21 protein-coding genes are annotated in these 24,123 nt (G+C 63.2%); 8 read left to right on the forward strand and 13 right to left on the reverse strand.

The genetic code is table 11. The annotated features are described in order from the left end of the window. Position 1 precedes the first annotated feature (1 nt). The 4 genes from bcsG to AC07OF_RS23560 all read right to left on the reverse strand — a co-directional run bounded on the left by bcsG (position 2) and on the right by AC07OF_RS23560 (position 6,272). Positions 2-1,600, reverse strand: coding sequence for a cellulose biosynthesis protein BcsG (bcsG, locus tag AC07OF_RS23545; protein ID WP_495073538.1), 1,599 nt, complete (start codon positions 1,598-1,600; stop codon positions 2-4). Then, complete coding sequence (locus tag AC07OF_RS23550) at positions 1,593-1,781, reverse strand: cellulose biosynthesis protein BcsF (RefSeq protein WP_157192919.1); 189 nt, start codon at positions 1,779-1,781, stop codon at positions 1,593-1,595. Before AC07OF_RS23550 ends, bcsG begins: the two co-directional genes overlap by 8 nt. Next, positions 1,778-3,337 carry a cellulose biosynthesis protein BcsE gene (gene bcsE, locus AC07OF_RS23555; RefSeq protein WP_495073539.1) on the reverse strand — a complete coding sequence of 520 codons (1,560 nt, stop codon included), beginning with the start codon at positions 3,335-3,337 and terminating at the stop codon, positions 1,778-1,780. The genes AC07OF_RS23550 and bcsE overlap by 4 nt, the downstream gene beginning before the upstream one ends. Positions 3,338-3,548: 211 nt before the next feature. Further along, the gene (locus AC07OF_RS23560) at positions 3,549-6,272 is read right to left on the reverse strand and encodes a cation-transporting P-type ATPase (RefSeq protein WP_495073540.1); all 2,724 of its coding nucleotides are present in this window, start codon (positions 6,270-6,272) and stop codon (positions 3,549-3,551) included. A 192-nt stretch (positions 6,273-6,464) separates the two neighbouring features. Between AC07OF_RS23560 and AC07OF_RS23565 the strand changes: the two genes are divergently transcribed. Then, the gene (locus AC07OF_RS23565) at positions 6,465-7,493 is read left to right on the forward strand and encodes a GlxA family transcriptional regulator (RefSeq protein WP_495073541.1); all 1,029 of its coding nucleotides are present in this window, start codon (positions 6,465-6,467) and stop codon (positions 7,491-7,493) included. A gap of 1 nt (position 7,494) precedes the next feature. Here the strand turns inward: AC07OF_RS23565 and AC07OF_RS23570 are convergent, their stop codons facing one another. From AC07OF_RS23570 to AC07OF_RS23580, 3 genes are read right to left on the reverse strand one after another with little or no spacing between them, the layout of a single operon-like run. Then, on the reverse strand, positions 7,495-8,796 hold the full coding sequence (locus AC07OF_RS23570) for an MFS transporter (protein ID WP_495073542.1): 1,302 nt from the start codon (positions 8,794-8,796) through the stop codon (positions 7,495-7,497). Between the two features lie 38 nt (positions 8,797-8,834). Next, positions 8,835-9,779, reverse strand: coding sequence for an NAD(P)-dependent oxidoreductase (locus AC07OF_RS23575; RefSeq protein WP_495073543.1), 945 nt, complete (start codon positions 9,777-9,779; stop codon positions 8,835-8,837). A gap of 42 nt (positions 9,780-9,821) precedes the next feature. Next, positions 9,822-10,169, reverse strand: coding sequence for a RidA family protein (locus AC07OF_RS23580; RefSeq protein ID WP_232478182.1), 348 nt, complete (start codon positions 10,167-10,169; stop codon positions 9,822-9,824). 281 nt (positions 10,170-10,450) lie between these two features. Here AC07OF_RS23580 and AC07OF_RS23585 point away from each other — a divergent pair, with 281 nt between their 5' ends. Both AC07OF_RS23585 and AC07OF_RS23590 read left to right on the forward strand, forming a co-directional pair. Beyond that, the gene (locus AC07OF_RS23585) at positions 10,451-11,857 is read left to right on the forward strand and encodes an NAD(P)/FAD-dependent oxidoreductase (RefSeq protein ID WP_408635427.1); all 1,407 of its coding nucleotides are present in this window, start codon (positions 10,451-10,453) and stop codon (positions 11,855-11,857) included. Between the two features lie 9 nt (positions 11,858-11,866). Next, positions 11,867-12,214 (forward strand): cupin domain-containing protein, encoded by a 348-nt coding sequence (locus AC07OF_RS23590; RefSeq protein ID WP_476446887.1) that lies wholly within the window; start codon positions 11,867-11,869, stop codon positions 12,212-12,214. A 38-nt stretch (positions 12,215-12,252) separates the two neighbouring features. On the opposite strand, the gene gltS is transcribed toward AC07OF_RS23590, so the two are convergent. Beyond that, positions 12,253-13,467: a sodium/glutamate symporter gene (gene gltS, locus AC07OF_RS23595; protein ID WP_157192925.1), complete on the reverse strand. Its 1,215-nt coding sequence runs from the start codon at positions 13,465-13,467 to the stop codon at positions 12,253-12,255. A gap of 180 nt (positions 13,468-13,647) precedes the next feature. Between gltS and AC07OF_RS23600 the strand changes: the two genes are divergently transcribed. Continuing rightward, positions 13,648-14,106, forward strand: a complete 459-nt coding sequence (locus AC07OF_RS23600; protein WP_495073544.1) for an HIT family protein — start codon at positions 13,648-13,650, stop codon at positions 14,104-14,106. Between the two features lie 25 nt (positions 14,107-14,131). Here AC07OF_RS23600 and AC07OF_RS23605 read toward each other — a convergent pair whose 3' ends face one another. Further along, positions 14,132-15,718 carry a winged helix-turn-helix domain-containing tetratricopeptide repeat protein gene (locus AC07OF_RS23605; protein ID WP_495073545.1) on the reverse strand — a complete coding sequence of 529 codons (1,587 nt, stop codon included), beginning with the start codon at positions 15,716-15,718 and terminating at the stop codon, positions 14,132-14,134. A 203-nt stretch (positions 15,719-15,921) separates the two neighbouring features. Between AC07OF_RS23605 and AC07OF_RS23610 the strand changes: the two genes are divergently transcribed. The 4 genes from AC07OF_RS23610 (at position 15,922) to AC07OF_RS23625 (ending at position 19,915) form a co-directional block, all read left to right on the forward strand. Continuing rightward, positions 15,922-16,683 (forward strand): SDR family oxidoreductase, encoded by a 762-nt coding sequence (locus AC07OF_RS23610; protein WP_495073546.1) that lies wholly within the window; start codon positions 15,922-15,924, stop codon positions 16,681-16,683. Positions 16,684-16,716: 33 nt separating this feature from the next. Beyond that, positions 16,717-17,130 carry a cupin domain-containing protein gene (locus tag AC07OF_RS23615; protein WP_476446882.1) on the forward strand — a complete coding sequence of 138 codons (414 nt, stop codon included), beginning with the start codon at positions 16,717-16,719 and terminating at the stop codon, positions 17,128-17,130. Between the two features lie 77 nt (positions 17,131-17,207). Then, the gene (locus AC07OF_RS23620; protein WP_495073547.1) at positions 17,208-18,305 is read left to right on the forward strand and encodes an HlyD family secretion protein; all 1,098 of its coding nucleotides are present in this window, start codon (positions 17,208-17,210) and stop codon (positions 18,303-18,305) included. Between the two features lie 56 nt (positions 18,306-18,361). Continuing rightward, on the forward strand, positions 18,362-19,915 hold the full coding sequence (locus tag AC07OF_RS23625; RefSeq protein WP_495073567.1) for a DHA2 family efflux MFS transporter permease subunit: 1,554 nt from the start codon (positions 18,362-18,364) through the stop codon (positions 19,913-19,915). 8 nt (positions 19,916-19,923) lie between these two features. Here AC07OF_RS23625 and AC07OF_RS23630 read toward each other — a convergent pair whose 3' ends face one another. From AC07OF_RS23630 to gcvT, 4 genes are all read right to left on the reverse strand, one after another. Then, positions 19,924-20,727, reverse strand: coding sequence for an alpha/beta fold hydrolase (locus AC07OF_RS23630; protein ID WP_476446879.1), 804 nt, complete (start codon positions 20,725-20,727; stop codon positions 19,924-19,926). Between the two features lie 151 nt (positions 20,728-20,878). Beyond that, the gene (locus AC07OF_RS23635) at positions 20,879-21,691 is read right to left on the reverse strand and encodes a class I SAM-dependent methyltransferase (protein WP_157192933.1); all 813 of its coding nucleotides are present in this window, start codon (positions 21,689-21,691) and stop codon (positions 20,879-20,881) included. A 306-nt stretch (positions 21,692-21,997) separates the two neighbouring features. Beyond that, positions 21,998-22,966: a lipoyl synthase gene (gene lipA / locus AC07OF_RS23640; protein ID WP_495073548.1), complete on the reverse strand. Its 969-nt coding sequence runs from the start codon at positions 22,964-22,966 to the stop codon at positions 21,998-22,000. Positions 22,967-22,990: 24 nt separating this feature from the next. After that, positions 22,991-24,115 carry a glycine cleavage system aminomethyltransferase GcvT gene (gene gcvT, locus AC07OF_RS23645; protein WP_495073549.1) on the reverse strand — a complete coding sequence of 375 codons (1,125 nt, stop codon included), beginning with the start codon at positions 24,113-24,115 and terminating at the stop codon, positions 22,991-22,993. Between the last annotated feature and the right edge of the window lie 8 nt (positions 24,116-24,123).

Here is a 24,123-nt window from a genome sequence, read left to right on the forward strand (position 1 = left end):
CTCATTCGGGATACAGCATCCATTGCGTCTGCCCCTTGATGCGCACATAGGGTCGGCCCTGGAACTCGACCACCGCAGAATCGGAGTTCTCCGAAACCGCCGCGGTGGTCGGCAGATCGTGGGTCAACGCCGCCAGGTCGAGCGGCCCGCCCTGCTGCGCATACAGCCGGGCGATCAGCTCGGAAACCGCCAGGTAGCTGGATGGCGTGGTGACGTGCAGAGGCCCTTGCTGGTCGTTTTCGCCCATGTTGATCAGCTTGATGACCGCCGGTACGTGGGTGATGGAGCGCGACGGGATCTCGCGCATGCCGGAAATCTGCATGCGGTCGCCGTGCACCGCCGCGCCATGTTCAGGCACCAGCACCAGCACCACGCGCCGCCCGCTTTGCTGGATCATGTCGATGAACTGGTCAATGTCGCCGAGGAAGTTCTTCGCCCGTTCCTGGAACGAAGCGCGCCGGGTGCTGCCATCGGCATTGGTGATGCGGTTGCCGTCATGCAGGGTGATGGTGTTGTAGAACAGCGACACCGCCGGTTTCTGCTCCTTGATCCGCTGCGTCCACCAGGCCTGCAGCACGTCGTGGTCGCGGGCAATGTTGGCGCCGTCGTACGACTTCAGTGCGGTGGGGAACTCGTCGCTGCTCATCAGCGGTGCAGGCAGGTGCTGACCGGCGAGGAAGGTCATGTACTTGCGGGTGATCGGGCCGTTGTGGTTGAGCATCAACTCGGGGCTGTAACCGAGCTTGGCCAGGTTGTCGAACAGCATGCACTGCTCGTTAGCCGGCTCGTACAGTTTGATGTGATGCGGCTGGCCACAGCTGGCGCGCAGCATGCGGATCGCTGCCGGGCCGCTGTACGAGGTGGCCGAGTTGAAGCGGTCGAACACCACGTTCATGCGCCGGAACAAGGCGTTGTCGCGCATGCCGGCATCTTCCAGGTCGTCCCAGGCCAGCGAGCACACGTTGAGCACCAGCAGGTCGAAAGGTTCGGCCGCGGGATTACGCTCCGGAAAACGGGTCATCTTGCCCGCCTGCTCGCGGTAGAACTGCTCCAGCCAGGCATCGATGGCCTTGCTTTCGGCCAGCGGGCTACTGGCGCCCTGGGTGGTGCCCGCCTCGCTGGCGACCGACTGCACCGGGGCACTGATTGCAGGCAAAGCACCGGCGAGGTACACCCACAGCAGCAACGCTACACTGACCAGCGTCAGGCGCACCCACGGGGCAATGAACAGGTAGGCCAGAGCGATGGCGAGAAGCACGCCGAGCACGTCCCAGTTGACGAAACGCCCAAGCAGATCGATGACGTAGTCGACGGAGAACGCCAACACCTCGGACTGCTCGAACAGCCTGCGAAACGGCGGGTACCAGGTGTCCTTGTAGAGCAGCGCGGCTCCCAGCGGCACCGCAACGACGTTGCGCAGGCGCGGTAGCCATGGCCCCGGCAAGGGCAACAGCAACCCGGCCGCGAGCAGCAGATTGAGCAGTGCGTTGAAGTCCAGCAGGCCCATCCATAACAAGAGAAACTTGGCGAGAAAGTACAGATTCCATAGCCCCAGTTCCGGCCATTTCAGTACCGGCGCTGTGGCGACCGCGTCACTCATGGACGCCCTCCTTTTCGGCATCATGATTAATCCGCACACCCCGGGCGATCAGGTGGCGCGGCGGCAAGCGGCGATTGAACCAAGTGACCAGACGCTGTCCCACCAGGAACAAGGCGATCGCCAGCGGTGCAGTCAATACAGCGGTGAGGCCAATGACCCACAGCAGTTCTTCGTAGGTCATTGGCGCGCCTCCAGCGCTTGCAGGGAAATCTTCTGTGGTTGCAGCGGCCGGAACGCCTCAACGTCCGGCTGCGCGTCAGTCGGCTCGAGCACCAGGGCGTCGACCGGGGCGCTCTCATCGGACTGGAACTGCGGCATCGACAGTACTTGCGACGGCAGCACACTTTCGTAACCGGCGAGCACATCCTGCCAGGGCAAGCGGAATACATTGCGCAACGCGGCGTCGACCAGCGACGGGCTGCAGGCGAACAGGAACAGATAAGGCACATCACCGGCAATGCAGGCGATATCGCCATAGCGGCGCAGTTGCAGCTGCTGCAACACCACCGCTGGTGTCAGGGTCGGCAACGGCTGCAAGCGCAGCAACTGGTGGCGCACCTCGGTGCCGACGGTGTTGTCGGCCATCTTCTTCGCCGCGGCGGCGAACGCCCGTGGCGACAAGCTGCCACGCACCTGCAGCGGCTGCAGGCGGGCCAGCAGCGCAGACGGTTCGGCCGCCATCGGACGCTGCCAGCGGTGTCCCTGGATAGAGCGCACCAGGGTCAGGAAACGCAGAAACGGCGTGCCCAGCGGCACCACCAGATTCGCCCCGCTGGCCAGCAGCAGCTGTTCTTCGTGCTGACGCAGGCCTTGCAGCATCTCGCGCACCACCAGCTTGACCGCGCGCCCGCAATGACTGCGCAACTGGTACAGGCGTCTGGCAAGTGCGTTGACATCGTCGGTGCCGCTCAAGGCGAAAATCACGGTCGCCGCCTGTGCATCCATGCCCCGCTCCAGCAGCGCATCCGGGTCGTCGAACAGTTGCCATTGCGCTGTCGGTGGCGCCTCGCCGGCCAGCACCGCAGTGTCTGCCAGGACCTGGCGCTGATCGTTGGCGATCGGCGCGGCGTTGTCATCCTCAGGGCGAGGCGACACGCGAAAACCATTGCCTTCATCGAGCAGGAGGAAATCATGCGGGCCGTTGACGCCCGCGTCGTTACTCCAGAAGTGCACCAGCAGATGCCGCGCGCCCTGGGCAACGTAGACCTGGGCCAGGCCGGAAATGTTGTCGTTGTGGCGCAGCAGAATATCCAGCAACGCCGGTGGCGGTGTATCGCCGACAACCAGCAGCGTACTGCCCACCGAGCGCAACCAGTCCTGGGCACGGGAGCACCATAGCGCCAGGGATTCAGCCACCAGTTCATCCCAGCCCTTGTGCGGCACCCGGATCAGCCAGATCGCCTGCTCCCCGCCGCGTACCCGTGGTACGTCCTGGCGCACCGCCTGGATCATGCGTCTGGGAGACATCGCCGGGAGGTCGAACAGGGTCAGATGCCCTGGCCCGCGGTCATCGGGAATCGCCTTGACCAGGTCGCGCGAGGCGCCGGCGGCATTCACCAGCAAGGCCCGCGCCGAGGCCGGCAGGCTCATCAGTAACTGCGTGCACAGCCGGTCGGCGGTGTCCGGCGATTCGCAGGCCAGCCAGTACAGGCCACCGGTGCGCATTTCTGCTTGTCTGTCGGGAAGACCGGGCAATACCGGTGTCGACGAATGCAATAGCCACCTCCATGAGGGCATTGGACTTCAGTCCATCCAGTCGGGCGCGTTTGCAAAACAATGCACGCCATACACGCCTCGATCCTGTCGAGGGTGCTGGGGGTTAAAAATAGAACGGGCCTGCAGCAAAGACTTTAGACCGATTTTCTCAAGTCGTAAGACGTTTGCCCGGCAGCAGGAAAAATCCTGAAGCGGTAGCACACCCTGCAGCACAGGGTGTGCTAATACGTAGCTAAGCGCTCTTGCTCGCCTTCCAACGGCGCACCACCAGTTTTTCGAGTTCCACCGCGAAGAAAACCAGTACGCCAATACCCAATGCCACCATCCAGTTACTGAACGACAGGGGCACGGTATGGAACGCCGTTTGCATGAAGGGCGCGTAGGATATCAGGCACTGCAGCAAGATCAAGCCGAGTGTCACCGTCAGCAGCGCGCCATTGCGCAGCAAGGCCAGGTTCAGCGAGAACTGATCCTGCAGCCGGCAGTTGAACAGATAGGCCCATTGCGCCGTCACCAGGGTGTGCAGGACCATGGTGCGGATCGTGTCGGTGTCCTGGCCATCGGCAACCATCCACGCCTCCAGCAGGAAGGCCGCCGCCGTCAGCAGCACACCGACAAACAGCACCCGCCACACCGCGTAGGCATTGAGGATCGACTCACCGGCTTTCCTCGGTGAGCGGCGCATCATCCCCGCCTCGCCCGGCTCGAAGGCCAGGGCGAAAGACAAGGTGGTGGAGGTCGCCATGTTCATCCACAGGATCTGCAACGGTGACAACGGCACCACCGCCCCGACCAGCAACGCCATGACGATCAACAGCCCCTGGGCCATGTTGGTCGGCAGAATGAACAGCACGGTTTTCTTCAGGTTGTCGTATACCCGCCGCCCCTCGCGCACGGCATTGGCGATGGTCGAGAAGTTGTCGTCGGTGAGCACCATGTCGGCGGCCTCCTTGGTCACCTCGGTGCCCTTGATGCCCATGGCGATACCGACGTCGGCCTGTTTCAGTGCCGGGGCGTCGTTGACGCCGTCGCCGGTCATGCCGACGACCTGGCCGTTGGCCTGCAACGCCCGCACCAGGCGCAACTTGTGCTCCGGGCTGGTCCGGGCAAACACCGAGTAGTGCATGACCAACGCTTGCAGCGCGGCATCGTCGGTCTGCTCCAGCTCCTGGCCGGTCATGGCCCGCAGGTCGTTGCCCATGCCGAGCATACGGGCGATGGCCACGGCGGTATCCGGGTGGTCACCGGTAATCATCTTGACCTGGATGCCCGCCTGCTTGCACAGGGCGATGGCCTCGATCGCCTCGGGCCGCGGCGGATCCATCAACCCGGCGACACCGAGAAACACCATGCCCTGGTGCAGGTCGTCATGCGCAATTTCGCCGCCCGCGCCCGGCACCGCTCGGTAAGCCGCGGCCAGCATGCGCAGACCCTGCTCGGCGATATGGCTCATCTCGCGTTCCCAGTAAGCACGATCCAGCGCTTCGGGGCCGTCGGCGCCCAGTTGCTGCTGGCACATGTTCAGCAGCACGTCGGGGGCGCCCTTGAGGTAGATCAGGCTTTCACCGTCCACATCACAGCGCCGGGCCATGTACTTGTAGGCCGAGTCGAAGGGGATCTTGCCCAGGCGCCGCACATCCACAGGGGCCAGTTCGGCCTTGCGCGCCAACACTTTGAGCGCCCCTTCGGTAGGGCCGCCGATCACCGTCCAGCGCCCGTCTTCATCGCGTTGCAGGCTGCTGTCGTTGCAGATGTCCACGGCGCGGATGAATGCCGCCAGGTTGCCGTGCGCGGTCCAGTCCAGCGCTTCGGTGGCACCGGCCAGGGTAATGCGCCCACGCGGTTCGTAGCTCTGCCCGCCTACACCGTAGAACCGGTTGGCCGTCAGCACGTGCTTGACGGTCATCTCGTTCATGGTCAGCGTGCCGGTCTTGTCCGAGCAGATCACGTTCATCGCGCCCAGGGTTTCTACCGTCGGCAGCTTGCGGATGATTGCCTTGTTGCGCGCCATGCGCTGCACGCCGAGCGAAAGAATGATCGACACAATCGCCGGCAGCCCTTCAGGTACCGCCGCAACGGCCAGGCTGATCAGTGACAGCGACAGCTCGCCCAGCGGATAGTCGTGCCAGAAGAAGCCGATGATGAACAACAGCGCCATCATGCCGATGATCAGCTGGAAGATCCGCTTGCCGAGCTGGGCGATCTGCCGCAGCAAGGGCGTCTCGGTTTCGTCCACCGTGGCGATCATGCGGTTGATCTTGCCAAGCTCGGTGGCAGTGCCGGTCTCGACCACCACGCCCTTGGCGTTGCCGGCGCTGACACTGGTGCCGGAGAAGGCCAGGTTGCTGCGGTCGGCCAGTTGTGCCTCGTGGTCCAGCGCTTCGGTCTGCTTGGCAACGGTGAGCGATTCACCGGTGAGCATCGACTCCTCGACCTGCAACTGGTGCACTTCGAACAGACGCACATCGGCGGGAATCTTGTCGCCCGGACGCAACACCACGATATCGCCCGGCACCAGTTCGCCGGCATCGACCTCCAGCTTCTGGCCGCCGCGCACGACGCGGGCCGTACTGCTGAGCATGCCGCGCAAGGCGGCCAGGGATTTCTCGGCCTTGTTCTCCTGAAAGAAGCCGATCGCGGCATTGATCAGCGCCACGATGATGATCACCAGGGTATCGGTCCAGTGCCCCATCAATGCCGTGGCCAGCGCGGCCGCCAGCAGAATATAGATGAGCACATCGTTGAAGTGCCGGGCAAAGCGCAGCCAGATCGGCTCGACAGCCTTGGCCGGCAAGGCATTGGGACCCAGGCGCAGCAAGCGGGACCCGGCCTCCTCAGGGGTCAGGCCCGCCGTGCTGGTGTGCAGGTCGACCATGGTTTGTTGTGTGCTTTTGCGGTACCACGGCTGTGCAGTGCTACGGGTGGTGCTGCGCGTTTGCGGTTGCAATGATCCCATGCTGTCCTCCCGGCGTCCGTCCTGAGGTGGAGGCCAATTTTGCGCGCTGGGCGCCAGGGGTACTTGATGCAGATCAGCAGTGCAGGACTCTGCCCGCAGACACCTCAGCGCAGCCGGCAAAAGGGTCGGTGATGTACTTGTGCAAAGGCTCGGAGTAGGATCGTTTTCGTCCTGCATAGCCTGAGCAGTACCGTGAAAACCCAGAGCCATTTCGAAGCCCCGCACGATACCCCGGCCCAGCACCTCAAGCCCGACCTGCGGGTTGCCTTCGTGCTCATCGATCAATTCACCCTGACGCCCGTGGCCGGTTTCGTCGACTCGTTGCGCTTTGCTGCAGACCGCTCTTTCGACAGCCGGCAGATCCTCTGCCAATGGGACTGGCTGAGTGTGAGCGGCGAGCCGGTCAGCGCCAGCTGTGGCCTGCCCATCGCCCCGACCCAGCGCCTGGACCCGGATGCCCACTACGACTATGTGGTGCTCGCCGGTGGCCTGCTATCCGGGGTCATGAACCCTGCCCCCGCGCTGCTCAGCTACATCCATCAACTGCACCAGCGCAAGGTCCCGATCATCGCCCTGTGTGCCTCCTACTTCACTCTTGGCCTGGCGGGTTTGCTCAAGGGCCGGCGCTGCGCGGTGCACTTCACGGTGCGGGATGAATTTGCAGCGCTGTTCCCCGATACCCAGATCGTCGTCGACAAGGCTTACGTGGAAGACAACGGCATATTCACCTGCCCGGGCGGCACGGCGTTCGAGCTGGCGGCAGAGATCATCAGCCGGCACTGCGGCAAACGCCGGGCGCAGAAAGGCCTGGAGTACTTGCTGGTCGATGACGAGGAAGTCCAGCGCAGCACCGGTTCCGACGTCGCCCATGTCTACCAGGACCCGCTGGTGCAGCGCGCCACCGACTACATGCGCAAGCATCTGGACAGCCACTGCACACTCAAAGAACTGGCCATCAGCCTGGATTGCAGTGAACGCCAGTTGCATCGCGCGTTTCTGCTCAACACCGACCAGCCGCCCGCCCAGTACTGGCGCAAGCTGCGCTTGCAGCAGGCGCGCAAGTTGCTCAGCGACACCAGCCTGCATGTGACGCAGATTGCCTACGCCACGGGCTTTTCCGACGCCTCGCACTTCATCCAGCAATTTCGCAAATGCTATGGCGAGACGCCGCATCTGTTTCGCAAGATCCGGCACCAGGCCGAGCGGTTGGTACGGCCGTAAATCAGCGCACGTAACGCGGGTTGGTTTCCGGCGCCCAGAACAGGCAGACCACCGCACCGATGACCAAAGCGGCCACGCAGGTACCGATCGCCACCGAAGTACCGAAGCGCTCCATCACCACCGGCAGCAGGAAGGTGCACGACGCCGCGCCGATGCGGCTGGCCGCCACCGACAGGCCGACACCCGATGCGCGCAATTCGGTGGGGAACAACTCGGAGGTGTAGGCAAACTCCAGCACCCCGGAGCCGGCCATGACAAAGGCGAACACGGCGAACACTCCGACCACATAGACCGCCGGCATGCCGCTCCAGGTTGCCAGCACGAACAACGCAATGGCATTGATGGTAAAGGTGCCGATCAGGAACGCCCGGCGCGTCAGCAGGTTGATCAGCATCAGCCCGACAACCGAACCGGCCAGCAGGAAGATGTTGTAGACCAGGCCACCGGTGTAACTGTCTTCGACCTTCAGCGCCGAGAAGATGCGCGGGATGAAGGTGCTCATGGCGAAGTAAGGAATCACCTGGCAGGTGTAGAACACCGCACCCACCAGGGTGTTACGCCGATGCTGGCGGCTGAACAACTGGCTCCAGGACGCTTTCGCCACGCCCTTCTCGACCATCGGCAGATCACCACCGCCGAGGCGATCGATCACCTCGCGCGCTTCCCGCTCGCGGCCCTTTTTCATCAACCACAACGGCGACTCCGGGGTGCCTTGGCGTACCAGCAGCACCAACAGCGAAGGCACCGCACTGCTGAACAGGATCCAGCGCCAGGCATCGTCGCCCATGGACTGCATCAGGTAGCCGATGATGTAGGACACGGTGAAACCGAGGGTCCAGGCCACGGCCATCAGCGCCAGCAGCGGCCCGCGGAAACGTCGCGGCACCAATTCTGCGACCAGCGATACACCGACAACGAAATCCGACCCCAGGGCAAACCCGAGCAGCAGGCGCAACACCAGTAATTGCTCGGCGTTCTGGGCAAAGAATTGCGCCACCGAGACAACGCAAAACAGCGCCATGTTCCAGCGATAGATATGCTTGCGGCCAAAGCGGTCGGCGATCGGCCCGGTCAGCAGGCTGCCGAGGAACAAACCGATCAGCGCGGCGCCCCCGAGCAAGCCCAGCGACAGTGCGTCCAGGCCCAGCGGCGTGGTTGCCAGACTGATGGCGATACCGATGATGCCGAGCACGTAGCCATCACAGAACTGGCCACCGACACCGCCGATGGCCGCCTTGATGTGCAGGGGCCGAACGGGTGATTCATCGAACGAACGGGTACTGACTATATCGACGTTTTGCATGACCTACCTCTTGTTGTTTTTATAAGCGGGATCGGTGATCAGGACGCGTGCGAAACGAAAGCGCTAACGTTGTCCAGCGCGGTATCCATCAGCCCTTGCGTGGCCTCGGCACTGCTCCAGGCGATATGCGGGTTGAGAATCAGGTTGTGAGTGGCGGCCAGGTGCAGCAGCGGCTCGTCGAGGGTGATCGGCTCGTTGCTCAGCACATCGAGCGCAGCGCCAGCAATCTGCCCGGTCTCCAGGGCGTGGATCAGGTCGGCCTCGTTGATCACGGCGCCGCGCGCAGTGTTGACCAGCATGGCGTCATGCTTCATCCAGGCGAATTGCTGGCGACCGATCAGGTGCCGGGTCTGGGCGGTCAACGGGCAGTTGATCGAGACCACATCGCTGCGGCGCAGCAACTGCTCCAGCGTCAGGTAGCGCTCACCCTGGTAGTGGCCATCGCGATCGAAGAAGTAGACGTCCATCTCCAGGCGGCCAGCCAGCTCCGCCAATCGCTGGGCGATCGGACCATGGCCGATGATGCCGAGCACCTTGCCGCGAATGTCGCGGATCGGGTAGTCGAAACAGGTACCGCTCCACGCCCGCTTGCCAGCGCGCACGTCCATCAGCAACTGGTGATAACGGCCGACGTTGCGCAGCAACGCGAAAATCATCGCCAGCGCATGTTCGGCCACCGCATGGGTACCGTAGCCGGGCACGTTACTGACATGAATCCCGCGGCGCCGGCAATAATCGAGGTCGACCACATCGGTGCCGGTCATGGCCAGGGAGATCATCTGCAGTGCCGGCAATTGCTCCAGCTGCTGCACCGAGATCGGTACGCCGCTGGTGATGGCGATGGTCGCGCCGGTCAGGCGTTCAACCATCTGCTCGGGTGCGGTGTAGTCGTAAAGGGTCCAGCGATGGGGAAAAGGCAGCTCTTTGATCCGCACGCTTTCGGCGAAGCCGTCACGGTCGAGGAATACGACGTCATGCAGCATGGACACCTCCTGAAGGCATCTATTGTTGTTGTCTTTTTTCCATCAGCTGACGGCGCACGCCTGGATTTCCAGGCGGTATCGGCTGTCGGCCAATGCTGCGCCGACGCAGGCACGCGCCGGCGGGTTTTGCTGATCGACCCAGGCGTCGTAGACCGCGTTCATGGCATCGAAGTCGGCCATGTCGGCGAGCCAGATCTGCACCCGGGTGAGGTGGGACTTGTCGACCTTGGCCATGGCCAGAATGTCTTCCAGTTGCTGCAGCACGTCGCGGGTCTGGGCGCCGATGTCCTGGCGCAAATCACGGGCGACGATGCCAGCTGTTTCGATCCTGTCTGCGCTGATCACGCATTGGCTGTAGCGGGCGTTGCCGCCCAATCGTTGTAGGTTCACGCCGACCTCTCTTGTCATTGTTATGGGGGCTGTACGGGTGCTGTGGGGAGCATCGGCGAAAAGTCTGTGGCCAGTCGCGGGCAGCCGGCTAGGAAGAAAATGACGATAAACAGGAGAAATCTGCAAAATTAAGAAATCTTGTTAATATTTTCTCTCAGTAAAAAATACTGTTGTTTTTTTACAATTCTGGCGATAGCTTCGACGGCATAAAAACAAACGCCCTGGAGATCACCATGACCTCGATGACAGTGGGCCAGACCGTGCAACGCACGAGCACCCCGATGAAATTCCCCGCCGTTGCGCCGTTGAAGCGCAGCTTCTGGCTGCAGTGCGCCGAACCTTCCTTGCAGCCTTCGCCCGCCCTGCAAGGCACGCATACGGCTGACATCGTCATTGTCGGCGGCGGTTTCGTCGGTTTGTGGACGGCGTTGACCATCAAGGAGCACGAGCCCGATTGCCGGGTCATGGTGCTGGAGCAGGACGTCTGCGGAGGTGGCGCCTCGGGACGCAATGGCGGTTTCGTGATGTCGTGGTGGCCGAAAATTCAATCGCTCGGCTCATTCTGCTCCCCGGAGCAAGCGCTGTTTCTGGCCAACAGTGCCGAGCGGGCCATCAGTGAGCTGGGCGAGTTTTGCCTGCAACACAACATCGACGCTGCCTTTAAACAAAAAGGCTGGCTGTGGACCGCCACCTGCGAAGCCCATATCGACGCCTGGAACGGCACCCTGGCCGCCTGCAAGCGCGTGGGTGCCGAGCCTTTCGAGCGCCTGTCACGCCAGGAAGTGGCCCGGCGCACCGGCTCGGCCGTGCACCTGGCGGGAGTGTTCGAGCGCAGCAACGCCACCGTGCAACCGGCAGCGCTGGTACGCGGCATGCGCCGGGTGGCGATCAATGCCGGCGTCGAGATTTATGAAAACACCGCGGTCAGCGACATTCAGCCGGGACGCCCGGTGCAGCTGGTCACCGCTCAGGGCCGGGTAACCGCCAACAACGTGGTACTGGCCACCAACGCGTGGTCTGCCGCCATCCCGGAACTGGCCAAGCTGTTTGTTCCGGTCGGCAGCTCCATCGTCGTCACCCAACCCATTGGCGAACGCCTGAACAGCCTGGGCTGGAGCGGTGCCGAAGCCATCACCGACTCGCAATTGCTGGTCGACTACTACCGCACCACCGCGGATGGGCGGATTGCCTTTGGCAAGGGCACCGGCGCCCTGTCCTACGGTTCGCGCATGGGCAAGGTGTTCAGTGACGATGCCGAAGGCATCGGCCTGACCACCGCCGACCTGCGACGCACCTACCCCATGCTCGACGATGTCGAGGTCACTCACGCCTGGTCTGGCCCGATCGATCGTACCTACGACAGCCTGCCGGTGTTCAACCACATCAACGGCAGCGACAACATTCATTACGGCATCGGCTGGAGCGGCAACGGCGTAGGGCCGAGCCGCCTTGGTGGGCGCATCCTGGCCAGCCTTGCGCTGGGCAGAAACGATCAATGGAGCCGCTGCGCGCTGGTCGGCCGCCGCTGCAAAGCCTTCCCGCCCGAGCCGCTGCGCTACTTCGGTGGCGCCATGGTCCGTGCTTCGGTGCTGCGCAAGGAACGCGCGGAACTGCGTAACAACAAGGCAAACCGCCTCGACGTGATGATGGCCGGTTTCGCCCCTGCTGGTCTTGAAGACAAATCCTGAGGAAACGCCATGTCCCCTGTTCTGATCCGTCTTGAAAACGAAGCTCAATTCTCCGCGCCTGAGCCTGCGGGCTTGCCCGTCGGCGAACCGGTGCCGATGACGCGCACCGCTGTACACCATGACATCGCCGGGCAGAACGTCTGCAGCGGCTTCTGGGAATGCTCACCCGGCCGTTTGCGCCGCGCAATCATGCAGGCTGAGTTCAGCTACATCATCGAAGGTAAAGGCAGCTTCACCCCGGAAGGCGGCGAAACCCTGCACTTCAAGGCAGGTGACTCGCTGTACTTTGCCGCCAACACCCAGGGTGAATGGGAGATTATCGAGAAGGTTCGCAAGACCTACTTCATTCTCGGCTAACCCGGTCGTCCAGCGAGCCCCTTGAGACCCCGGGGGCTCTATAGACCGCTGAACATGCCGATGATCACGGCATTGACCAGGTCAATGAAAAAGCCGCACACCAGTGGCACGATCAGGAAAGCCTGGTGGGCCGCACCGTACTTTTGCGTCACGGTGGTCATGTTGACGATGGCCGTCGCCGTCGAGCCGAGAGTAATCCCGCCGAATCCGGACGCAACCACACTGGCTTCGTAATCACGCCCCATGCAGCGGAACACCACAAAATAGGTGTAGAGAACCGTCAGCAGCACCTGCAGGGTCAAGGCGCACAGAATGAACATCAACGCCCCGCTGAGCTGCCATAACTGCAGCCCCATCAGGGCCATGGTCAAAAACATGCCCAGACAGATGTCGGAGATCAATGCCAGGCCCAGGCTCGCGCCGCTCCAGCTTTTCAGCTTCTTCTCACCGACAACGGCAAGCACGATGTGGTGGATGACGATACCGGCGAACAGGCAACTGACGAATTTGGGCAAGGTAACGCCGGCATCGACCAGCAGCAGGTTGAGGCCATAGCCGAGCATCAGGGTCAGGTTGAGCCACATCCATGCCCAGAGCACGTCGTAGTAGTTCACGCCCTGGTTCGGTTGATGTTCGAGAATGCCGATTTCCAGCGCGGCATCCCTGGAAGGCGTCAGGTTATGGCGCCGTATCAACTGGTTGGCGATCGGGCCGCCGATCACGCACGCGGCAATCAGGCCGACGGTGTTGCTGGCGATGCCCAGTTCATGTGCATTGCTGATGCCGAGCTTCTCGACGAACAGCGGAGCCCAGGCCAGTGTTGTGCCCACCCCGCCGGTCAGAGAAATCGAGCCCACCATCAACCCCGCCTTGGGATCCAGGCCAAACACCTCGGCCAGGCCCATGCCCAGGGTGTTTTGCAGGACGATGAAGACACTGGCGAGCACCAGCAGGATCACTAGCGGGCGTCCGCCCTTGAGCAGTTGGCGGACATCCGATTTCAAGCCGATGCCGGCAAAGAAGTACAGCAGCAAGGTGTCGCGAACCTGCAGATCGAATTCGATCTGGATATTCAGACCGAAGTACAACAGGCTGGTAACTGCGGCACAGACGAAACCGCCGACAACCGATTCGGGAATGCAGTATTGACGCAGCAAGGTGCTGTGCTGGACAAGGGTTTTGCCGAGAAAAAGCAGGAGGATCGCAAGGGTAAAGCTCACGAGACCGTGAACCGGGAAAAGCTGGGAGGTCATCAACGCCTTCCTCTAATCTGAAAAAAGCATTATCACGATTTGCCCACTGCGGGTTCCGATCCGGATCAATAAAAGCTGAATCAGATCGCCAGCGTGGTGCACATTGACCAACCTGCGTAGAGGCCCCTGCAAGGGTAGTCGCGATCCATTCGCTACGCCCAACATCATCAAGGACTATGAATGCCGCTGATCTCGCAACGTGTAGCGCTGGCACGCACTGGCGCCAACGATAAAGTCATTTGCCGCATGGCATCGGGTTGGGCGGTCATGGGCGATGTGCAATTCCTGCCGGGATACTGCCTGCTGCTGCCCGACCCGGTGGTTGCGAGCCTGAACGATCTGGACGCTGAGGCCAGAGCGACCTACCTGCTCGACATGGCCCGCATCGGTGATGCCGTTTTACAGGCCACCGGGGCGGTTCGCATAAACTACGAAATTCTGGGGAACACAGAGCCCGAGTTGCATTGCCACATTTTCCCGCGCTACGCCTCGGAGCCGGAACACAATCGCAAGATGCCCGTGTGGTTTTACGACTGGAAAACGGCGATCGCTTACTCGGAGGAAACCCATGGGGCATTGCGCAGCGCCATTGCTGAGCTTTTAGCGGCGTCGGGCGCAGGCGAGCCCGGGCTGCAGTAGCGCGCCGCAAGGATCCAGGCAGCGACTACGGCAGCCCCGCCAGGCGCAAGCCTTCGGCAAACCGGGCAAGATCTTCCGCCCGCTGAATCGGCAACCACTCCTGCAAATTGCCCAACCGTAATGTCGGATCCAGCGCGCGCAGCCGCTGCAGCGCCAGCCGCGCCTTGTCCATCCGGCCACTGTGGGCATGGCTGGCCGCCAGCAGGGCAACCGCCGGCAGCAGGCTGGGCAGGTTGCCCTGGGCTTTTTCCGCCCAGGCTGCAGCGGTTTCGTAGCGACCGGCGAAGAAGTGAGCGAGTGCCATGCCCACCTGCATACGGAACATTTCCGGATCCAGCGGGCTCAGGCGTACGGCATGGTTGAGGTTGTCGATGGCAGCGTCGGTTTCACCCTTGAGCGCCCGCAGGATGCCGCCGAGGAACCAGGCCGGTGCGAGGTTGGGGTTGAGCAGCCGCGCCCGGTCGAGCAAGGCGATGCCGCTGTCGACATCGCCGGCCAGGTGGGCCAGGGCATGGCCGCCACGGGTCAGCGCCACGGCGTCATCGCGCCCCAGTTCCACAGCCTGGCGAGCAAGGCGCACGCCTTCGGCGATTTCGCCGCTACGCTCGCTCATCCAGCCATTGATCTTGCGCCAGAAGTGACACCAGGCGGCCATGCCATAGGCCGATGCGTATTCCGGATCCAGTTCGATGGCCTTGTAGAACCACAGCAGCGCCTGGTCGATCGCTTCGCGGGTGCCGTTGTGCAGTTTCGCCGTGCCACGCAGGTAGTAATCATAAGCGTCGAGGCTGTCGGTGGGTTTGCGTTTCGCCCGTTCGATTTCCGCCCGTTCCAGTTGCGGGGCGATGGCGCCGACAACGCTCTCGGCGATCTGGTCCTGCAATTCGAAGATGCTGTCGAGCAGGCCTTCGAAACGCTCCGCCCAGATATGCGTGCCGCTGGTGGCATCGATCAACTGGCCGGTGATGCGCACTTTGTTACCGCACTGGCGCACACTGCCTTCGAGCACGTAGCGCACGCCCAGCGCCTGGCCGACACCCTGGACGTCGACCGCCCTGCCCTTGTAGGTAAAGCTGGAGTTGCGGGCAATGACGAACAGCCAGCGGATACGCGACAAGGCGCCGATGATGTCTTCGACGATGCCATCGGCAAAATAATCCTGCTCCGGATCGCCGCTGAGGTTCTGGAAGGGCAAGACCGTGATCGACGGCTTGTCGGGCAGCACCAGCGCGGCTGGCGCTGTTTGCTGAGCTTCGCCGGGGGCGTCGGGGCCCGGCTCGGCAGACAGTGCCTGTACGCCGTCGCTGATCCTCACCTGGCCAACAAAGCGGTAACCCTTGCGGGCCACCGTGCGCACCAGGCGCTGCTCTTCGCCGGTGTCGCCAATGGCCTTGCGCACGGCGTTGATGTGGCTGGTGATGGTCGATTCGGAGACGATCCGGCCAGTCCATACCGCCGCGAGCAACTCGTCCTTGCTGACCACCCGCTCATGCTGGCTGACCAGTTGCAGTAACAGATCAAAGACCTGCGGCCCGACGGCCACGACCTGGCCACGCTGGGTCAGTTCCCGGCGTTCCTGGTCGAGCACGTAGTCCTCAAACGCGAATGGCAACGGCAGTATCCCCGGCATTAATGCGAACAATTGATGATACGGCAGCCCATCGCCCGCCGCACCGTCCACCCAGCCGCTTTGGACGAAAAAGCAGGCTGGCGCCAAGGTAAACCCACGGCCGCTACAAGGACTTGCTGCCCGCGCAACGGCACTCTGAAGCTACCTCGACGGCAATCGGTGCCGTCCGTAAGCGGAGAGATGCCATGAAGATCGTCGTCATCGGAGGCACCGGCCTCATTGGATCGAAGCTTGTAAAAAACCTCACCGAGCGCGGCCATCAGGCAATCGCCGCCTCGCCCAACACCGGCATCAACAGCATCACCCGCGAAGGCCTGGCCGAAGCGATGGATGGCGCGGATGTGGTTGTCGATGTGGCCAACGCGCCGTCGTGGGAAGACCAGGCGGTACTGGAGTTTTTCCAGACCTCGACGCGCAATCTGCTGGCCGCCGAAGCCGCTGCGGGTGTTGCTCATCACATTGCCCTGTCGATCGTCGCCTGCGAACGCTCGCCCGAGAACGGCTACTTTCGCGCCAAGGTCGCCCAGGAAGAACTGATCAAGGCTTCGGGCCGACCATTCACCCTGGTGCGCGCCACCCAGTTCTTCGAATTTGTCGGCGGTATCGCCGAATCGGCCGTGGTCGGCGACGAGGTTCACCTGTCGCCGGCGCTGATCCAGCCGATGGCCTCCGACGATGTCGCCGCGGCGCTCACCGATGTGGCCCTGGCGCCAGCGGCCAACGCCACAGTGGAAATTGCCGGCCCCGAGGCCATGCCGCTGGACGAGCTGGTCAGACGCTTGTTCCGCGTCACCCGGGACTCGCGCAAAGTCGTTGCCGATGTACACGCGCGCTACTTCGGCGGCGTGCTCGACGACCAGTCCCTGACCCCCGGCAGCAAGCCGCGCCTGGGCACGGTCCGTTTCGAGGACTGGCTCGCCCGCTCGAGTGCTCAGGCGCCACGCTGAGCCGCACTCCCCTCACTACCAAGGAGCACAGCAATGTTCACTCGATTCCTTCTGACCGCCGCCTGCTGCGCACTCACGCTCAGCTCAGCATCGGCCGCCGAGCCGGTTCCCGGCAAGGTCACGGTGGTGTTCGATCGCCCGTTGCCGAACGTACCGGGCAAGAGCATGCGCGGCGTACTGGTCGAGTACGCGCCAGGCGCTTCGTCGCCGTCCCACACCCATCCGAAGTCGGCCTTCATCTACGCCACGGTGCTTGAAGGCGCAGTGCGCAGCCAGGTCAATGACGGGCCGGAAAAGGTCTACAAGGCCGGGGAAAACTTCGTCGAAGAGCCGGGCTCGTACCACGCGGTCAGCGCCAATGCCAGCAACACGCAACCGGCCCGCCTGCTGGCGGTGTTTGTCCTCGACAGCACTGAGAAGGAGCTGGTCACGCCGGCAAAAAAATAACCGATCAACCTGCTGATCGCCCCCGCAAGCCGCCAAGGCCGCCGGGGGCATTGGCCTATTCACACAGGACAGAGAACATGAACGCGCGCGAGGACAAGGCCGCCATGGCCACCGATGCCAGCGCCGAAGCCGGTAGCGCCGGGCCGCGGCGCAACCGGAAAAAGCTGATTGGCGTGCTGCTCTGCCTGAGCGCCGTGGCACTGGTGGCGGGCGGCTGGGTGATGGCATTCAGCTACGGCAGCACCTCGACCGACAATGCTTATGTGCGCGGCGACGTCACCTCGCTCGCCGCCAAGGTGGCCGGCTACGTCACTGCGGTAGAGGTCAGGGATAACCAGAGCGTGCGCGCCGGGGACGTGTTGTTTCGCATCGATGACGAAGACTACCGCGCGCACCTGGCCCAGGCCGAGGCCAATTTCAGCGCGGCGCAGGCGCGCCTGAGCAATTTCGATGCCGAAACCCGGCTCCAGCACGCCCTGATCCGCCAGGCCGAAGCCCAGCGCCGCTCTGCCGGGGCCGAGATGGATCTGGCAAGCAAAACCCATGATCGCAGCCGCAGGCTGATCGTCAGCCATGCGGTCAGCCAGGCGCTGGTCGATGAAACCGACGCGGCACGCTCAAAGGCTGGCGCGACGCTCTTGGCCGCGGCGGCCAGCGTGGAGGCGCAACAGCAGCGCATTGCCGTGCTGCAGGCCCAGCGCGAAGCGGCCGTTGCCGCCGTTGCCCAGGCCGAGGCCGCGCGCGAGCTGGCACGGATCGATCTGCACAGCACCGTGGTACGCGCCCCCGTGGACGGCGTCGTCGGTAATCGCCAGGTCCGCGTCGGCCGCTTTGTGACGCCCGGCGTTGCCCTGCTGGATATCGTGCCCGTGCACAATGTGTGGGTGGTAGCGAACTTCAAGGAAACCCAGCTCGAACACATTCGCATCGGACAGCAGGTAAGCATCAGTGTCGACGGTTATCCCAATGATGCCCTTGAAGGTGTGGTCGACAGTTTAGCCCCCGGTAGCGGCTCAGCCTTCAGCCTGCTGCCCACCGACAACGCCACCGGCAACTTCGTGCGCGTGGTGCAGCGGGTGCCGGTCAAGATCCGCCTGTCCCATAACCCGCTACCGGGCCGCATCGTCCCGGGCCTGTCGGCGCGCGTCGAGGTGGCCCAAGGAGCTGGATCGTGAACACGTTGACCGGGGACTCACGCAGCCACACCAAAACGACCAGCGGCGTCGTGCTCATGGCGGGCATCATCCTGGCGACGCTGACCGAGGCCATCGCCAGCACCGTGCTGGCGCTCGCCCGCAGCGACATCATTGGCGACACCTACGCCACGCCGGATGAATTTGCCTGGCTGGACATCGGCTACACCGCGTTCAAGCTGATCGGGTTCATGAGCGCCGCCTGGCTGTTGAGTCGCTTCAACTCCCGCAACGTGGTGGTGGGCGCCACGTTGGCGATGGGCCTGGCCTGCGCCCTGGCGGCCCTCAGCACCCGCCTGGATCTGCTGGTCGCCTTGCGCGTCATCCAGGGCTTTAGCGGCGGTACCTTGCTGGTCGGCGGTCAGGCCATCATCTTTGGCGCCTATGCACGGCACCAGCAACCGTTTCTGCAAGCCCTGTTTGCCATGGGTGCAGTGGTCGCCTCGGCGACTATCGCCCCGGCCCTGCAAGGCTGGCTGATCGATAGCCAATCCTGGGCGTGGATCTTTTTCTGCGTGGTGCCACTGGCCCTGGCGGCCAGCGGACTGCTGCTGATCGCAGACGCACCAGCGCTCATCAAGGCTGAACACCGTCCGTTTGACCCAATCGGCTTCACCCTGATGGCGACCGCCCTGCTCTGCTTCACCTACGTCCTGGCTCAAGGCAGCCGCTGGGACTGGTTCGAAGAGCCACGGATTGTCTGGCTGACCCTGACCGGTGCAGCTGCCCTGCTCGCCTTTGTCGGTCAACAGTTGCTGATCAAAGGGCCGGGACTACTGGACTTCAGCCTCTTCCAGTCGAAAGATTTTTCGTTTGCCTTGATCGTCAGTTTTGTCGCTGGCGCCGCCTTGTTCGGCAGTGCCTTTCTGATCCCTGCATTCGCCTTGTCAGTCCTCGGTTTCCGACCAACCGATGCCGGCTTGCTGCTGTTGCCCAGTGGCGGCTGTTTTATCGCCGCGCTACTGATTGCTGCCTGGCTCATGCAGGCTCGCCGCGTCGCGCCATTCGCCACGGTGCCCTTTGGCATCCTGATGATCATGCTAGCGATGTGGATGCTGTCCGGCTCCACCAGCGAAAGCGGCGCGCACGACATGATGGCCGCGGTCCTGTTGCGCGGCCTGGGCCTGGGCTTGCTGTTCCTGTCCATCACCCTGATTGCCTTCAGCGACCTCAACCGCCGCAACCTCGCCAGCGGCATCGGGCTGTTCAATACCGGTCGGCAACTGGGTGGCCTGATGGGCGTCGCGGCCTTGCAGAGCCTGATCGAACACGATCTCGCCAGCAATGCTGTGGTGCTGGGCAGCCATGTCACTGCAGGTACAGGTGCGGTGATCGAACGCCTGACCGGCCTGTCCGCCTTGCTGGCAGGCAAAGGCATCGACGCTGTCAGCGCTGGCCGTGCCGCGACCAGCCTGCTAGGCCGGACGGTGCTGGGGCAATCCACGGTGATTGCCTTCGACACCGCGTTCATGGCCGTGACCCTGCTGTTCGCGGTGGCGGCGCCGATTCTGGTGGCCATCAAGATTGGCTTTGCGCGGTCCGGGAACGGCGGGCATCGCGGCGCAAGCTCGCTTCCACAGAAGGGCTCATAGCGCCCCGCTCAACGATCAGCATCAAGGAATCGAACCACCTCCCCCAGCACCGTTTCAGGCGCCTCGCGGTGCGGAACATGGTGGCAATCTTCGAGGATCACGTACTCGCTGGGGCCTTGCGACAGCCTGGCTATCCGTTCCGGGTGCAGCGCCGAACCGTACTCATCATGCTCACCGTGCAGAACCAGTGCCGGGCAATGAATGGCATCCACTGTGCTTTCGATCGTCCAGTCGCCGAAAGCCTCTGCTAGCCATGTCCGGGTCCAGGCAGCCAGTACCCAGGGCGCTTTGTCGCCATGGTATTTTTTCAACCGCGCCATGTGCTCGGGTTCTTCGAACTGTAACTCGGCGGCGCGAATGCCCTGCAGCGTGCGTTCTTCGACAAACGCCTGCGCAGCGATGGTGATCAATGCCATGCAATGTTGCGGATACAAGGAGGCACAGGCTGCTGCCATGGCCCCTCCGACGCTATGGCCCAGGGCAACGAAGCGCTCGACCTGAAGCGCTGTCTTCAGATGGGCAAAAAAGTACTCGGCTTCTTCACGGATGAACTGCGGCGGCAGGCGTCCCGGATACTCATCGGACTGGCCGAAGCCGAGCCGGTCATAGGCAATCACCTCGCGTCCGGTGGCCTGGCTCAACTGCTGGGGAAAATCCCGCCACAGGGCGATGCAGCCCAGTGAGTCATGAAACAGGACTATCGGTGGTTTGTCCGGATTGCTCGGGCCATCTGCGGGGAACCATCGACTACAAAACAGCCGCCCTTGCGGCGTGTCAATCCAGAGCATTTCGGTATTGATCGACAATGACATGCAGGTCCCCGGTTGATGGTTCAGGCCGCAGGATAGCAGTTCCCTGTAGGAGCGGGCTTGCCCCGCGATGCGATGTGGCGGATAGCCCGCAATCGCCGGGCAAGTCGAGTCGTCGCACCGCCGCTCCCACAGGGGGAACAGTGGCCTGGATTCAGCGGCGGCTGATGACCACCTCCAGGTATTCGCTGGGCACCACCAACGACGAGGCGCCGGCCACGTTGTTGTCGTTCAGCAGCTGGGTAAGATCGCGCTCCAAAGCATAGGCGGCGTCACTCTGCAATGAGGCAAAGGCTTTGTGCACCGGGCCATACCAGGTTCTGAACACGTCGATGAAGTGCGCCGCCGAGCGGTAGCGAAAATTGAACTGTTGACGGCTGACATTGATAACCCCGACGTTATCGCCGAACAGTTGCTGCAACTGTTCTTCGTCCCCCCAGCGCGAAGGCGGCAGCGCCCCGGCGGGTGGCGGAACATGGCGCCCGAGGGTCTTGAACATCTGCCCGATGAAGCCCTGTGGCGTCCAGTTCGCCAGGCCGATCCGCCCGCCTGAGCGGCAGACCCGTGCAAGCTCCCTCGCCGCTTGAGCCTGATCCGGGGCAAACATCACGCCGAAGGTCGATATCACTGCATCGAAGGCGCCATCGGCAAATGGCAGCGCCTCGGCATCGGCGGTTTGAAACACTACGCTCAGATGCTCGGCCCGTGCGCGTTCTTCACCGCGTTTCAACAGCTCGGGCACGTAGTCCGTGGAGGTCACCTGACAGCCGCGCCGTGCCGCGGCAAGGGTGGCATTGCCGTTGCCGGCAGCCACATCCAGGACCTTTTCGTCCCAACGCAAGTCGCAGGCTTCGGCCAGGCGTTCGCCGACCAGCTGCAAGGTCGTGCCGATCACCGCGTAATCGCCGCTGGCCCACGCCGTCTGCTGGCGTGCCTTCAAGGCATTCAAATCCAGAGGTGTGCTCATTGTCTGCACCTGATTTATCCGCGCGGCCGTCAGCCTCTACGGCGGTCAACGCGCCTTGGTCTTTTGGGTTGTTCACGTTGCGGCGGCGGACCGAGGATGCGCGCCCGCGCCTGCGTCCAGCTAAAACCCAACCCGGTTCGTGGTACAAGACCCGTTGGATACATGCATATAGCCCTTGCGAATAACTGTGGGAGCTGGCCTTGCCAGCGATGCAGACGCTGCGCAACACCTGACACCGCAACGATCTTATCGCCGGCAACGCCGGCTCCCACAAAGACACGGAGAAATGCCGTATCTTGCCCGTCCCTACGCCAACTGCGCCTGTTGATCGGCATGGTAGGAGGAGCGCACCAGCGGCCCGGACGCCACATTCCTGAAGCCCATCGCCAGCGCCTGCTCGACAAACCAGGCAAAGGTATCGGGGTGGACGAAACGCTGCACCGGCAGGTGGCTGCGCGAAGGCTGCAGGTACTGCCCCAGGGTCAGCATGTCGACTTGATGCTCGCGCAGGCGTTGCATCACCTCGATCACTTCGTCATCGGTTTCGCCCAGCCCCAGCATCAACCCGGACTTGGTCGGCACCGCGGGTACGCGCAGTTTGAAGTTCTCCAGCAAATCCAGCGACCACTCGAAGTCCGAACCCGGCCGTGCCGCCTTGTACAGGCGCGGCACGGTTTCCAGGTTGTGGTTGAAGACATCCGGCGGCTCCTGCGCGGTGATCGCCAGGGCCACGTCCATGCGCCCCCGGTAGTCGGGCACCAGGGTTTCCAGACGGATACCCGGCGACAGTTTGCGGATCTCGCGCAGGCAGTCGACGAAGTGCTGGGCACCACCGTCGCGCAGGTCGTCGCGGTCGACCGAGGTGATGACCACGTACTTCAGGCGCAGGTCGGCGATGGCGATGGCCAGGTTCTTCGGCTCATCGACGTCCAGTGGCTTGGGCCGGCCGTGACCGACATCGCAAAACGGGCAACGGCGGGTACAGATGTCGCCCATGATCATGAAGGTCGCCGTACCGCCGGAGAAGCACTCGCCCAGGTTCGGACAGGAGGCTTCCTCGCAGACGCTATGCAGTTTGTGCTTGCGCAGCAGCGCCTTGACCCGCGCCACCTCCGGTGACGTTGCGATCTCCACGCGGATCCACTCGGGCTTGCGCGGTATCTCTTCGGTGGGCAGGATTTTCACCGGGATACGCGCCACCTTCTCGGCGCCGCGCAGTTTCACCCCGGCCTGCAGCGGCTGTGGGCGAGAGGCGACAGCTTGGGTTTGGTTCATGCTCATGCTCCGACGATCTGGCCATCAGCCACGGTAGTAACGTTGCGCCACGAACGGCGTGCGGGCGACAACCATCGGCACCCGCTTGCCGCGCACCAGGGCAAAGACTTCGGTGTCCAGCGCCGCATAGCCGCTCTGCACATAGCCCATCGCCAGCGGCCCAGCCAGACTCGGGCCGAATCCGCCGCTGGTAACACGACCGATTTCCTGCTCTTGCGCGTCGACGATCAGCGTCCCTTCACGCACCGGCACCCGCTCTTTGGGCAGCAAGCCGACGCGCTTGCTGGCCACGCCTTCGCGTTGCTGGGCAAAAATCCGTTCGGCACCGGGGAAGCCACCTGCGCGTACACCATCGGCACGTCGGGCCTTGGAAATCGCCCAGGTCAGGCTGGCCTCGATCGGCGTGGTGCGCAGGTCCATGTCATGGCCGTACAGGCACAGCCCGGCCTCCAGGCGCAGCGAATCACGGGCACCGAGGCCGATGGCCTCGACCTCGGGCTCGGCCAGCAGCGAACGGGCCAGCATTTGCGCTGCCTCTGCCGGCACGGAGATTTCGTACCCATCCTCACCGGTGTAACCGGAGCGGCTGACGTAGCAGTCGACACCGAGCAACCTCAGCTTGGCGAACTGCATGAAGGTCATGCTGCCGACCTCAGGCGCCAGACGCGCCAGCACCCTGGCCGCCGCCGGGCCTTGCAGCGCCAGCAAGGCGCGGCTGTCGAACAGTGACTCGACGTCGCACTGCCCTTCCAGATGCTGCTTGAGGTGGGTCAGGTCCTGGTCCTTGCAGCCGGCGTTGACCACCAGGAACAGCTCGTCGTTGCCCAGGTTGGCGACCATCAGGTCATCGAGGATGCCACCCTCGTCGTTGGTGAACAGCGCATAGCGCTGCATGCCCACCGGCAGGTCGATGATATCGACCGGCACCAGTGCTTCCAGCGCCTTGGCGGCGCCCGCACCACGCAGGCGGATCTGGCCCATGTGCGACACGTCGAACAGGCCGGCCTGTTCACGGCTGTGCAGGTGCTCCTTGAGCACGCCCAGCGGGTACTGCACCGGCATGGCGAAGCCGGCGAACGGCACCATGCGCGCACCGAGCTCCAGGTGCAGACCATGCAACGGCGTTTGTTGTAGTTGTTCTGTGGACATGGGTGACT

The sequence above is a fragment of the Pseudomonas sp. GW821-FHT10B02 genome, from assembly GCF_059415665.1.